This window comes from Methylobacterium phyllosphaerae (assembly GCF_001936175.1).
In the GTDB taxonomy this organism is placed as follows: Bacteria; Pseudomonadota; Alphaproteobacteria; order Rhizobiales; family Beijerinckiaceae; genus Methylobacterium; species Methylobacterium fujisawaense.
Genome location: NZ_CP015367.1, coordinates 2887213 through 2899661, shown reverse-complemented (window position 1 = coordinate 2899661; position 12449 = coordinate 2887213). Strand labels below are relative to the sequence as shown.

The 12449-nt window shown below is 71.9% G+C and carries 11 protein-coding genes; 5 read left to right on the top strand and 6 right to left on the bottom strand.

The window, feature by feature from the left end; genetic code table 11:
- Window positions 1-312: 312 nt before the first annotated feature.
- The 6 genes from MCBMB27_RS13155 to MCBMB27_RS13130 are packed head-to-tail and all read right to left on the bottom strand — an operon-like array spanning window position 313 to window position 8063.
- Window positions 313-1461, bottom strand: a complete 1149-nt coding sequence (locus MCBMB27_RS13155) for an ABC transporter substrate-binding protein (RefSeq protein WP_053610085.1) — start codon at window positions 1459-1461, stop codon at window positions 313-315.
- Window positions 1462-1495: 34 nt separating this feature from the next.
- Window positions 1496-2695 (bottom strand): xanthine dehydrogenase family Fe-S subunit, encoded by a 1200-nt coding sequence (locus tag MCBMB27_RS13150; RefSeq protein WP_075380631.1) that lies wholly within the window; start codon window positions 2693-2695, stop codon window positions 1496-1498.
- Window positions 2692-3561, bottom strand: a complete 870-nt coding sequence (locus tag MCBMB27_RS13145) for an FAD binding domain-containing protein (RefSeq protein ID WP_075380630.1) — start codon at window positions 3559-3561, stop codon at window positions 2692-2694. Before MCBMB27_RS13145 ends, MCBMB27_RS13150 begins: the two co-directional genes overlap by 4 nt.
- Window positions 3558-5912, bottom strand: coding sequence for a xanthine dehydrogenase family protein molybdopterin-binding subunit (locus MCBMB27_RS13140; protein WP_075380629.1), 2355 nt, complete (start codon window positions 5910-5912; stop codon window positions 3558-3560). The genes MCBMB27_RS13145 and MCBMB27_RS13140 overlap by 4 nt, the downstream gene beginning before the upstream one ends.
- Complete coding sequence (locus MCBMB27_RS13135) at window positions 5909-6778, bottom strand: alpha/beta hydrolase (protein ID WP_075381956.1); 870 nt, start codon at window positions 6776-6778, stop codon at window positions 5909-5911. Before MCBMB27_RS13135 ends, MCBMB27_RS13140 begins: the two co-directional genes overlap by 4 nt.
- 10 nt (window positions 6779-6788) lie before the next feature.
- On the bottom strand, window positions 6789-8063 hold the full coding sequence (locus tag MCBMB27_RS13130) for an amidohydrolase/deacetylase family metallohydrolase (RefSeq protein ID WP_075380628.1): 1275 nt from the start codon (window positions 8061-8063) through the stop codon (window positions 6789-6791).
- Between the two features lie 121 nt (window positions 8064-8184).
- Here MCBMB27_RS13130 and MCBMB27_RS13125 point away from each other — a divergent pair, with 121 nt between their 5' ends.
- From MCBMB27_RS13125 to MCBMB27_RS13105, 5 genes are all read left to right on the top strand, one after another.
- Window positions 8185-8703, top strand: coding sequence for a MarR family winged helix-turn-helix transcriptional regulator (locus MCBMB27_RS13125; RefSeq protein ID WP_043387770.1), 519 nt, complete (start codon window positions 8185-8187; stop codon window positions 8701-8703).
- A gap of 343 nt (window positions 8704-9046) precedes the next feature.
- Window positions 9047-9811 carry a GntR family transcriptional regulator gene (locus MCBMB27_RS13120; RefSeq protein ID WP_083683516.1) on the top strand — a complete coding sequence of 255 codons (765 nt, stop codon included), beginning with the start codon at window positions 9047-9049 and terminating at the stop codon, window positions 9809-9811.
- Window positions 9808-10578 carry an ABC transporter ATP-binding protein gene (locus tag MCBMB27_RS13115; RefSeq protein ID WP_075380626.1) on the top strand — a complete coding sequence of 257 codons (771 nt, stop codon included), beginning with the start codon at window positions 9808-9810 and terminating at the stop codon, window positions 10576-10578. Before MCBMB27_RS13120 ends, MCBMB27_RS13115 begins: the two co-directional genes overlap by 4 nt.
- Window positions 10569-11384, top strand: a complete 816-nt coding sequence (locus tag MCBMB27_RS13110; protein WP_053610078.1) for an ABC transporter permease — start codon at window positions 10569-10571, stop codon at window positions 11382-11384. Before MCBMB27_RS13115 ends, MCBMB27_RS13110 begins: the two co-directional genes overlap by 10 nt.
- Window positions 11385-11448: 64 nt before the next feature.
- Window positions 11449-12429, top strand: coding sequence for an ABC transporter substrate-binding protein (locus MCBMB27_RS13105; RefSeq protein WP_075380625.1), 981 nt, complete (start codon window positions 11449-11451; stop codon window positions 12427-12429).
- The last annotated feature ends 20 nt before the right edge of the window (window positions 12430-12449 follow it).

Below are 12449 nucleotides of genomic sequence, written 5' to 3'. Positions count from 1 at the left end.
CCGCGCGTCTCCCTCCCCCGCAGCGACGATGGTCACACATCTTCGTTTTGCACCGCCGCGGGCGGCAGAGCGCGACAGGCCCCCTCTCCCGTGCGGGAGAGGGTTGGGGTGAGGGATGAGAACTCTTCGGATCGAGCGCGCGATCGATGCGCGACAGGACGCGCCTCGTTCTGAAAGCTCTCGTCCCTCACCCTATCCCTCTCCCGCTCGGGAGAGGGGACCCGCGCTCGGTCCTGAAACCGCGTGGCCGAACCCGATGTGTGATCCTGTAAGCCCCCGCCGAGGGGGGAGGGACGGCGCGCGGCGGCAGCCCTACAGTGCCGGCACGATCACCTTCCCGTCCTTGATCTCGATGAGGTAGACGTCGGGCTTGCTCTGCCCGCTCTCCTTCCCGGCGGGGCCGGCCTTGGCGAAGCGGATCGGACCGTTGAGCCCGACGAAGTCGACCGACCAGAAGGCCTTGGTGATCGCGGCCGGATCGGCCGAGCCCGCCTTCTCGATGGCGTGGGCGATCGCGCGGATGCCGTCGTAGCCGCGGAAGCTCTCGGTCACGCCGGCGAAGTCGAAGCCGCGCTTCTTCCACGCGGCGATGAAGGCCTCGGTGGCCTTCGGGTCCGGCGTCCTGTCGGGCGACCAGGGCAGGAAGGTCGTGAGGTGCATCGTGCCGTCGGCGGCTGCACCGGCCTGGGCGATGATCTGGTCCGGATTCTGGGATCCGCCGGTGGTGATGACCCGCTTCTTCAGGCCGAGCGCCGCCATCTGCTTGAACAGCAGCACGAGCTGATCGACGGAGCTCGTGATCATGATCGTGTCGGAATCCGAGGCCTTCAGCTTGGCGAGCTGGGCGCTCATGTCCTGCGCGCCCTGGTCCATGGTCTCGACGAGGCCGACCGCGACGCCCTTGTCCTTGAGCATCTTACCGAAATCGGTCGCTGCGCCGCGACCGAAGTCGTTGTTGAGGACGAGGAAGTCGACCTTCTTCAGCCCGAGGCGGCCGACCATCGGCGCGAAGGTCTCGGCCTCCAGCGATGAGGGCGGCGAGATCCGGAACACGTAAGGGTTGCCGGAGGTCGTGATCTTGCCGGACGAGGAGGTCTCGACCAGCATCGGCGTCTCGTAATCCGCGAGCTTGGGCATCACGGCGAGCGTCAGGCTGGAGCCCCAGGCGCCCATCATCACCGGGGTCTTGTCGCTGGTGATCAGCTTCTCGGCGACCGCGGCGGCCTCGGTCGGGTTGCTCTTGTTGTCTTCGATCACGAGTTCCAGCGTCTTGCCGAGGACGCCGCCCTTGGCGTTGATCTCGTCGGCGGCGATCTTGGCGCCGTTCACCACGTAGGTGCCCGAGGCCGCGAACGGCCCGGTCAGGGGCTCGTTGACGCCGATGCGGATCGCGTCCGCCCGGGCGCCCGTCGCCGTCAGCGCCAGCAGGATCGCGGTCGTGAGGGTGAACCTGCTGGGCATTCGCGTGTCTCCGGTGCGTTCAGGCGGGGTGGGATCAGGCGCGGCCGAACCACGCCGCGAGGCGCGCGCGGGCGAGGCCGAGGAGCAGGCGGAGCGGGTTGAGGCCGGCGGGGGCCGGGGCCGCGACGCCCGAGAGCCGGGCATCGAGGTTGCGGGCGAACTCCGCCGCGATGCGGCCGGCGAGGTCGCGCACGAGGCCGGGGCGGCCGAACTGGGCGAGTGGCCCGGTCAGGGTGTAGCCGACGTCGAGTGCGACCCGGGCGGTGCCCGGCGCCGGTCCAGCCTCGACCCGGTAGCGGATCCGGCCCTCGGTGGCCGAGCGGCCGCCGGAGTCGGTTCCGGCGCCGTGGACCGAGCCGGTCCGCGCCGCCTCCTGCCGCGTGAGGCGGGCGCGACCGCGGAACGTCACGGCGATCGGTCCGATCCGCGCCTGCAGGCCGCCCTCCACGGCGTCAGGCGCGGGCCGCGTCGTCAGGACCGCGCCGGGCAGGCAGGCGGCGACCGCGTCGATATCGCCCAGCAGCGCGAAGACGGCCTCCGGCGGATGCGCGAGGTCGAGCGCCTGCGTGAAGCTGTGAGCCGGCTCAAAGGTGTCGGACAGATCCGCCACCGCGGCGGGCGCGACCGGGGCGAGGGGCTTGGCCGGCGGAGTCAGGGGCGCGACCATCGCCTCGCCGACCCGCGCGCCGACCGGGCCGAGGGCACGCCCCGCGCCGGTCTCCGGGGGGATGCCGCGCCCGCGCCGGTCCGCGATCACCGCCATCACGGCCCGGACGATGCCGGCATAGCCGGTGCAGCGGCAGAGATTGCCCGACAGGCCGACGCGGATCCGCCGCTCGTCGGCTTCGGGCAGCCGCAGGACCAGGTCGCGGGCGGCCACCAGCATCCCGGGCGTGCAGTAGCCGCACTGGAGCGCATGCTCGCGGTTGAAGGCGGCCCGCAGCTCGCCCGTGATCGCGTCCGTGTCGAGACCCTCGATCGTGGTGACGGCGGCGCCCGCGCAGGCGCCCGCGAAGGTCAGGCAGGCGCGGGCGGGCTCGCCGTCGAGCAGCACCGTGCAGGCGCCGCAGACGCCGTGCTCGCAGCCCAGATGCGTGCCGGTGAGGTCGAGCCCGTCGCGCAGCACGTCGCCGAGATGGCTGCGTGGCTCGGCCGCGACCCGGACGGCGCGGCCGTTCACCGTCAGCGCGAGGGCCATGCGGGACGCCCCGGGTTCGGCCAGCGCGGCGCTCATGCGGCCTCCGGAAGGGGCTTGGCGTGGGGAACGGGCCCGGCCGCCGCCACCGCGCGGGCGAGGACGGTGACGTGGATGTGCCGCTCGACCGCGTCGGCCATCCCGGCCTCCCGCAGGGCCTGATCCGCGACCCGGGAATCGAAGCGCGCGGCGAAGTCGGCGCCGATGCGGCCGCCGAAGAGCGGGCGCGCATCGGCCAGGAGCACGGGCGGCCCCTCGACCGCGCCGATCACGGCCCGGCCCCGGCCCGCGCCGGGTTCGAGGCGCACGGCTCCGATGGCGTGGGCGAACTCGCCGATCTTCGCACAGTGCTTGACGTAGCCCCAGGCGGCGCCCGCCGGCAGCGCCGGCACGCGCACGGCGACGAGGATCTCGCCCGCGCCGAGCGCCACTTCGAGGGCGCCGGTGACGAAGCGCTCCACCGGCAGGGTGCGGCGGCCGTTCCGGCCCGCGATCTCGACCTCGGCACCGAGGGCCGTCAGGGCGCTGACCCAGTCGGCGGCCGGATCGGCGTGGACGAGGCTGCCGCCGACCGTGCCGCGGTTGCGCACCGGCCGGTAGGCGATCGCCGACGCCACCCGCTGCAGCGCGCCGCCGGTGACGTCGGCAACGCGCCCGTCCTCGATGTCGGCATGGGTCACGCAGGCCCCGAGGACGAGCGTGTCGCCCTCGACCCGGGCTTCGTGGAGCTCGGGGATGCCGGTGATGTCGAGGATGAGATCCGGCTCGACGAGGCGCAGGTTCAGCATCGGCCCGAGGGACTGCCCTCCCGCGATCAGCTTCACGTTGCAGGTGGCCTGTGCGAGGCGGTCCAAGAGCGCGGCGAGGCTGCCCGGCCGCTCCCAGGCGAAGGGTGCGGGCTTCATGCGGCCTCCCGCGCGGTCTCGGCGGGCGCGCGGGCGGCGAGCACGGCCTCCACGATGCGTCGGGGGGTGACGGGGGAATGCAGCATCTCGACGCCCAGCGGCGCCAGCGCGTCGTTGACGGCGTTGGCCAGCGCCGCCGGGGGCGCGATGGCGCCGCCCTCGCCGATGCCCTTCTGGCCGAAGCGCGTGTAGGGCGAGGGCGTCTCCATGTGGTCGATGCGCGCCATCGGCACGTCGGCGGCGCCGGGCAGGAGGTAGTCGGCGAAGGTCGAGGCGAGCGGCTGGCCGCGCCCGTCGAAGCGCACCTCCTCGAACAGCGCCGTGCCGATCCCCTGGGCGAGGCCGCCGTAGATCTGGCCGTCGACCACGAGGGGATTCACCAGCGTGCCGCCGTCCTCGACGATGACGTAGTCGAGGATCTCGACCGCTCCGAGATCGGGATCGACCGCCACCACGGCCGCGTGCGCCGCGTACGAGAAGGTGCCGGAATCGCGCACCGGCTTGTAGCCGGCGGTGACTTCGAGGCCGCCGGGATCGGTGTCGGGCGCGAGATCCTGCGGGCGCCGGTACCAGGTGCGGGCGATGGCCTCGAGCGGGACGTCGCCCGTGGGGCCGACGACGTGGCCGCCTTCGAAGCGGCACGCCTCGGGCCGCGCCTGGAGCAGGTGGGCGCCGATCCGCACGGCGCGGGCGCGCAGTTCCTCGCAGGCCGCCGCGACCGCGCCGCCGGCCATCACCATCACGCGCGAGCCCCAGGAGCCGGTGGAGTAGGGTGTCATCGCCGTGTCGCCGTGGACGAGGCGGGTACGCGCCACCGGCACGCCCAGGATCTCGTGGGCGACCTGGGCGAGGGTCGTCTCCAGACCCTGGCCGTGGGAATGGGCGCCGATCCGCAGCTCCAGGCCGCCGTCCGGGGTCAGGCGGGCGCTGGCCTGCTCGTGGCCCGGCACCATCGGGATCCCCCAGCCGGAATAGACCGAGGTGCCGTGCGCCGCCTGCTCGCAGTAGATCGCGAGGCCGAGGCCGATCCGGCGCCCATCCGGCTCGCCCTGCCGCTGGCGTGCGCGGACCGCCTCCACGTCGATGGCCTTCAGCGCCCGGGCCAGGGCCTCCGGGTAGTCGCCGCTGTCGAAGTGCTTCTTCGTGATGTTGTCGAACGGCATCTGGTCAGGCCGCACGAGGTTCTTCTCGCGCACAATCTCGGGCGCGACCCCCGCCGCGCGGGCGACCGCGTCGAGCACCAGTTCTAGGGCGAAGCAGACGCCGGTGCGCGCCACCCCCCGATAGGGCAGGATCGGGCACTTGTTGGTCGCCACGGACCATGTCCGGCAGCGATAGGCCGGGAAGTCGTAGGGCCCCGGCAGGATGCTGGCGACTTGCGCGGCCTCCAGGCAGGCCGAGAACGGATAGGCCGAGTAGGCGCCGGAATCGACGGTGGCCTCGCAGTCGATGCCGCGCAGGGTCCCGTCCCGCTCCGCGTAGGCGGTGATGCGGTAATGGTGCTCGCGGCAATTGGCGTTGGCGGTCAGGTGCTCGCGTCGGTCCTCCAGCCAGCGGACCGGGTGGCCGCAGCGGAGCGCGAGCCACGCCAGCGCCACGTCCTCGGCGAGCAGGATCGCCTTGTAGCCGAATCCGCCGCCGACATCCGGCGAGACGATGCGGATGCGCCCCTGCTCGATCCCGAGGCACTCCGAGAGGCCGTTGCGCACGATGTGCGGCATCTGGCTCGCGGTGTGGACGACGAGCTGGTCGAGGCGGTGATCGAGCTGCACGACGGTGCCGCGGCCCTCGATCGGCGCCATGCATTGCCGCCCCGTCGAGATGGTGCGGCTGACCCGGATCGGCGCGTCGAGGGCACTCTCGATGCCGACGTCGACCAGGGTCTCCAGGAAGACGTTGTCGCCCCAGTGCTCGTGGACGAGGGCGGAGCCCGGCTCGCGCGCGGCCAGCATGTCGTGGATTGCGGGCAATTCCTCCAGGTCGAGCACCACGGAGGCGGCGATGTCCTCGGCCTCCGCGCGGGTCGGGGCGACGCACATCGCCACCAACTCGCCCACCTGCCGGACCTTGCCGGTGGCGAGCACCGGCTGCTCGGAGACCTTGAAGCCGGGCAGCCCCGAGACGGCCCGGATCGGCAGCACCCCTTCGAGGTCGGCGGCGGTGAAGACGCGGTCGCGGCAGGCTTCCGGCACGTGGATGGCGCGGATCCGGGCATGCGCCATCGGACTGCGCACGAAGGCGACGTCCTGCAGGCCCGGCAACCGGAGGTCGCCGACATACTGGCCGCGCCCGCGCATCAGGCGGTCGTCCTCCTTGCGGGGCAGGGAGGCCCCGACGCCCTCGCGGCTCATCGGGCGCCTCCGAGAAGGTCCTGCGCGGCCCGGACCAGGATGCCGTCGGGCCGGCGGAATCCGTCGAGGATCGAGAAGTGGTCGGCGCCCGGCACAGGCAGCAGGGCGCCCGGCGCGTGGGCGGCGCTGCGCAGGGCGTGGAGGTTGCGTGCGTCGTGGACGAGGGCGGGCAGCTCCCGGCTGCCGTAGGCGATCGTCATGGGCTTCGGCGTGACCGCCAGCCGCAGGGGCGACAGCGTCTCGATCTCGACCTCGGTCAGCCCGAGCTTCTCGTTCAGGTAGGTCTCGCGGATCGGCGCGAGGTCGTAGACGCCGGAGATCGCCAGGACCGCGGACACGGCGGGATGTCCGAGGTGGAGAGCGGCGAGGTGCGCCCCCGCGGACCAGCCGGCAAGGATCGTCGGCCCGCCGATCCCGCGCGCCGGTCCGTGCACGGCGAGCCAGTCGAGGGCGGCACCGATCTCGGCGACGATGCCGGTGAGGCTCGCCTCGGGTGCCAGCGTGTAGCCCGGCATCGCCACGGACCAGCCGGCCGCGTTCAGGCCCTCCGCGAAGCAGGCGAAATCGGCCCGGGCGTTGCGCTGCCAGTAGCCGCCGTGGACGAAGACGAGGCAGGGCGCCCCCGTCTCCGTCGCCGGGTAGAGGTCGAAGCCCGTGCGCGCTCCGGCGGCGTAGGGGATGTCGAGCCCGTCCGGATGCGCGGCCCGGTAGGTCGCGGAGGCCGCGTTGCGGGCGGCGACCTGCGCGGCGCTGTCGGGCACGCCCGCGTTGTTGTCGTAGCAGGCGCCCCGGGCCGCCGCGTCCAGGCTGTCCCAGCGGCGGCGCGGATCCGGCGGTGTCGCGTCGTCGAGGACGAAGGCGGGCATCGGCGCCACCTCAGGCCGCGATCGCCTGAGGCAGGATCGGCGAGTCGGCCTCGAACCGCCGGCCCGCGCGCAGGCAGAAGGCCGGGCGCAGCAGGCGGTCGGCGATCACCCGCGTGTCCTCGTTGTCGCGCAGCAGGAAGCGGCCGCGATCGTCGTGCAGCACCGAGACGTCGGCCGCGTATCCAACCTTGAGGGCGCCGATCCGGTCGCCCATGCGCAGCATCTCGGCCGGATGCGACGTCACCATCGGCACCACGTCCTCCAGCGGGATGCCGAGCGCCATCATCGAGCTCATCGCCTGGGTCAGGCTGAAGCGGGCTTGGCCGAGGAAGGGATGGTTCTCGTCGTCGTGGTGTTCGTCCGGGGTGCCGGCGGGTTGAGGCACCTCGGTGTTGTAGCCGTGCATGTCGGCGCCCAGCGTGTAGGGGATCACGCCCGCCGGCAGCGAGGCGCGGGCGACGCGGTAGGAGAAGTGGCTGCCGTGGCCGACATCGACCTTCAGCCCGGCCTCCATGGCTCGGCGGATGATGTGGTGGACCTCGCCCTGCTCGTTGATGAAGCCGCCCGGGTGGCGGGTGAAGGGATGGGCCAGCACGTCGCCGGGCCGCAGCAGGGGGATCACCCGCTCGACGATGGTGTCGGCATCCTCGCCGTTGGCGCCGGATTCCGGCAGGCCCCAGAGCTGGCCGAAATGCACGTAGAGCGGCAGGTCGGCGCGCCGGCTGATCTCGGCGGCCATCTCCATCACCTTGATGCCCCAGCGGGCGAAGCCGCCGATCTCGGCATGGCCTTTGATGCCGCGCACGAGGTCGCGGTTCTCGGTGGCCGACTTCACCGTCGCATCGATATCGACGCCGTCCGGGCTGTAGAGGTTCGGGTAGAAATGCCCCTCCAGGCCACCGACGAGGTAGGCCGACAGGAAGGCGAGCACCTGCGTCTGCGACCGCTCGGCGATGAAGTGGCGGAAGCCCGGCAGGGTCATGCAGGACGGGCCGCCCTGGTCCACCACCGTCGTGACGCCCGAGCGCACGCCGACCATGTCGGGGTTCAGGCCGAACCGGCCGGTGACGTACTGGTAGACGTGGGCGTGGGTGTCGATCATGCCGGGCAGGACGAGCTTGCCCGCGACGTCGATGACCTCGGCGGCGGCCGAGGGCAGGATCGTCTCCGCCACGGCGGCGATGCGCCCGTCCCGCACCGCGACGTCGCGGATGCCGTCGATGCCGGAGGCCGGGCAGATGACCCGCCCGCCCCGCAGAACCAGATCGTAGCGGCGATTGTCCATGTCGACCTCGTGGTTCCGGCCGGCGCGCGCCGGCCTCGCCCTTGCCAAAAGCGAAGCATGCTTCGTATTCCGGCGTTGCACGCGGCGTGCCAAGACTGGAACCGTTCTGCGGAGTCGGACGATGGATGAGGGCCTGGACGCCGGATTCGCGGCGGGGTCGGCAAAGGCGAACGGGGCGGCGGACACGCGGCACTGGCCCCTGGGCGAGCGCCCGGGCTTCCTCGCCCGCCGCATGCACCAGATCCACGTCAGCCTTTTCGCGGAAAGCTGTGCCGCGTTTCGCGTCACTCCGCTGCAGTACAGCCTGCTGTCGCTGCTGCGGGACCTGGCGGAGGCCGATCAGACGACCCTCGCGAGCGCGGTCGCCCTCGACCGGACGACGACGACCGGCGCCCTGAAACGCCTCGCGGCGCGCGGCCTGGTGAGCCGCTCGACCTCGCCCCTCGACCGCCGCGCGCAGGTCTGTCGGCTGACCGAAGCGGGGGCCGCGCTCCACAGCGCGATGGAGCCGGCGGCGCGGGCCGCGCACGCCCTGACCGTCGAGGCCCTCACCCCGGCGGAGCAGGACACCCTGACCCGGCTCCTGCGCCGCGTCATCGCGGGGCACGAGCACCGGCGCGGCCAGCCCGACATCGTGTAGGGCGCGGCGCCTGCCTAAAGAAGACACAGATTGTTCTGCGTCGAAGAGTTTCGAAAGGTTCCTTATCCCAATACCTTCGGGAAAATTGGACGGGTATTCCATTTACAGAGCGCGCGCCGGTTGCGCATAAATACGGCATGACATGCCCACAGGGCGTGCTGAGCTGATCACCCGGCGCATCTGAGCTTCCCAGCCCGGGGCGAATGCCGGCATCCGACAATCGTTCTGCTCACCAATGCCCAATGGGCGCCGCCGGGCGGACGCGTGGTTGGCACATGTCCTGCGTGCGGTGAGCTGCTCACAGCGTGCTGTGGGAGCCTCAATGCCCGAACAGCGAGGGGCCATGACGACGCGCGATGACAGGTCCCGGCCGGCTCGCTCGATGGCGACGGTGCTCGCCGTCCCCGACGCCACGCGCAAGGGCAATCAGGCCTACGACCTGATGCGGCGCGAGATCGTCGCCTGCCGCCTCCTGCCCGGCACGCGCTTCACCGAGGCCGAGGTGATGGAGCGGTTCGAGATCGGGAAGGCGAGCTGCCGGATCGCGCTGCAGCGCCTGGCCCAGGAAGGCTTCGTCAGCTCGATGCCGCGGCACGGCTACCGGGTCAGCCCGGTGACCGTGAAGGATGTCGACGAGGTCTTCGCCCTCCGGATGGAGCTCGAGCCCCTCGCGGCCCGGGGCGCCGCCGGCCGCGTGAACCGGGCGCATCTGGAGCGCCTCGAGCAGGCCTGCCGCCGCAAGATCACGGTGGAAATGGGCAACCAGATCGACTTCTTCCTGGAGGCCAACCGGGGTTTCCACCTCGCGATCGCCGCCGCGGCCGGGAACGGACGCCTGTACCGGACCCTGTCGGGCCTCCTCGACGAGATGACCCGCCTCGTCGCCCTCGGCTTCGGCGTGCAGGGGGTCAGGCCGAACATCGAGAACGACCACACCGCGATGATCGAGCATCTCGTGGCGGGGGATGCCGACAGCGCCGCCCTGGTGGCGCGCCGCCACGTCGAGACGTTCCGCGACATGACCCTGGAGAAGGTCATCGCCAGCCTGCGCGACACCGCCGTGGTGGCGCCGGTGCGGACGTCCCGGGCCGAGGGGGGCGAGCCGTGAACGCCGTCGAACTCGACCACGTCAGCAAGTGGTTCGACCGGCGCGAGGGCGGGCCGCTCCACGTCCTGGACGCCATCGACATCGCGATCCCGCAGCACGCGATCGTCGCGATCCTGGGCGCGTCGGGCTGCGGCAAGAGCACCCTCCTGAACATGATCGCCGGGCTGGTCGAGCCCGATCAGGGTGCCGTCCTCCTGAACGGCATCCCGTCGCACGCCTTCCGCGACTGGCGGGCGATGACCTACATGTTCCAGGAGGACCGGCTGCTGCCCTGGCGCACGGCCGCCCAGAATGTCGCCTTCGGGCTCGAGGCCGGACGCATGGGCCGGGCGGAGCGGGCGCGGCGGGTCAACGAGACCCTGCGGCTCGTCGGGCTCGAGGCCTTCCGCGACGCCTACCCGCACGAATTGTCGGGGGGCATGCGCAGCCGGGTGGCGCTCGCGCGCAGCCTCGTCACCGAGCCCCGGATCCTGCTCCTCGACGAGCCGTTCTCGAAGCTCGATCCCGAGATCCGCGCGCAGATGCACGCGGAGCTGCTGCGCATCGCCGACCTGCGGGCGATGACCCTCGTCTTCGTCACGCACGACGTTGAGGAGGCGGTGGTGTTGGCGAGCCAAGTGGTCGTTCTGCACCCGCGTCCGGGCCGGATCGGTGCGGTCCGGGCGATCGACCTGCCGTATCCCCGCGACCCCCTCTCGGCGGAGGTCGCCGAGGAGGTCCGGCGCCTGCGCATCAGCCTCTCCGCCGCGAGCGCGCGATGCTCGTGAAGACCCCGCCGCGCCTGATCCGGCAGACACGGACGTCCGGCGCCGGACGCCGGGCGGGCGTGCTCCTCCAGAGGCTCGCCCTCCTCGCCCTGGCGCTGGCCGCGTGGCAACTCGGATCGCTGCACGCGCCGAGCTTCGTCCTGCCGAGCCCCGCGCGGGTCTGGCACGCCTGGCTCGGCCTCGTCGCCACGCCGAGTTTCGCCGCCGATCTCGGCATCACGCTGGGCCGGATCGGCGCGGGCCTCGCCTTCGCGGCCCTGGTGGGGCTGCCGCTCGGCCTGCTGCTCGGCGCGAGCCCTCGCCTAGGCCGGTTCTTCGAGCCGGTGCTGACGGTGACCAACACCGTCTCGTCGGCGATCTGGGCGATCTTCGCGCTGATCTGGTTCGGTCTGTCGAACTGGACCACGATCTTCGTGGTGTTCATGACCGCGATGCCGTTGATCCTGACCAACGTCTGGCAGGGCACGCGCACGGTCAGCGCCGAGCATCTCGAACTCGCCCGCACCTTTCGCATGCCGCGCCACAAGGTGCTGACCAAGATCTACCTGCCGACGATCCTGCCCGCCTTCTTCTCGGGCGCGCGCCTCGCCATCGGCTTCGGGGCGCGGGTCGTGCTCGTGGCGGAGTCGCTGGGGGCGAGCAGCGGCATCGGCTACCGCCTGCGGCAGGCGGCGGACCTCGTCCAGACCGATCAGGTCTTCGCCTGGACCCTCACCCTGGTCGCCCTGATGATCGGACTCGAGACGCTCGTCCTGAAGCCGGCCGAGCAGCGCCTGTTCGCCTGGAAGAAGGTGGCGCAGCCGTGACGGCCGAAGCCACGCGGGGAAACGCCCGTCGCACGTCCTCTCTTTGCACCCCCTGGAGAACGCCTTGAAACGGATCCGCGTCCTCGCCGTCGCCGCGCTCTGCGCGGTCGGCCTGCCCGCCCTCGCGCGCGCCGAGACGGTGCGCATCGGCTACTGGAGCTCCGGCATCAGCCTCGGCTTCGGCGCCGTGCTGGAGGCCGGCAAGTTCATGGAGAAGGAGGGGCTGACGGCCGAATACGTCAAGTTTCCGGACGTGAACGCGCCCACCAAGGCCATGGCCGCCGGGGCGATCGATTTCGCGATCGCGGCGAGCGCGGGAACGGCGCTGAGCGTGACCGCCGACGGCCTGCCGATGAGCATCGTCCTGGCGACGCAGGTGGCCGACCTCGAGTTCGTCGTCCTTGAGGACTCGCCGATCAAGACGATGGCCGACCTTAGGGCCAAGAAGATCGGCACTTCGCCCGCGGGCAGCGGCACCGCCGCCATTGCGGCGGCGATCCTGGAGACCAATCACGGCCTGAAGCCCGCCGATTACCAGGCCGTGCCCGGCAACGATTCCCGGCTGGCGCAATTCCTCGTCCAGAAGGACATCGACGCGGCAGCCCTGCGCACCGTGACCCTCGCGCTCCTGCCGGGCGTCAAGCTGCGCCGTCTGGGCACCTTCCGGGAGGAGTGGAAGCGCCTCACCCAGCAGGACGCGCCGCCGGTCCTCGGCGTCGGCCTGATGCGCAACGCCTGGATGACCCAGAATCCGGACGCGCCCGCCAAGGTCGTGGCCGCGATGCGCAAGGCCTACGCGTTCGGCCAAGCCGACAAGCCCGGGGTGGCCAAGATCCTGAAGGCCGCCGCGAACCTAAGCGATGCCGACGCCGCCGCCTACGCGGGTCTCTGGGACGGCATCTACACGGTCAGCCTAGAGCCTGCCGACATCGCCTCGCTGAAGCGCGAATTCGACGTGTTCAAGGCGGTCGGCGCCGTCCAGGGCAGCCTGCCCGACACCGCCCTGGTTCCCGGCCCCTACGAGCGGTCGAAGACGATCCCGTAGCCTTTCCGACCTGCAGAAGA